We start from the raw sequence: 234 nt of genomic DNA, 5'->3' as shown, positions 1-234 counted from the left end.
CATACGCTGTTGCCGCCGCTGGTGGCGCGCACGCCAGAGCAGAAAGAGGCGTTTGCCGCGCGTTTAGCACCGCTGGCGTCTTACGATCCCAGCGACCAGCTGGAGAAACTGGCGAATCGACCTTTGCTGTTGTGGCACGGCGAAGGGGATGAAGTGGTGCCCTTTGCTGAACCGGGGCGTTTGCAGAAGGCCTTTGGCCAGGCAGGACTCGGTCACCATCGGACCACCCTATCT

General features: G+C 62.0%; 1 pseudogene. It reads left to right on the top strand.

Going from position 1 to position 234, the window contains the following annotated elements:
• Positions 1-234, top strand: a pseudogene (locus KVT28_RS27040) (esterase); the annotation flags it as partial.

It is taken from the genome of Pantoea sp. GbtcB22 (assembly GCF_019091025.1).
GTDB classification, from domain to species: domain Bacteria; phylum Pseudomonadota; class Gammaproteobacteria; order Enterobacterales; family Enterobacteriaceae; genus Pantoea; species Pantoea leporis.
Note: the sequence above shows the minus strand (reverse complement) of the source record. Positions and strands in the feature narration are given on the sequence as shown.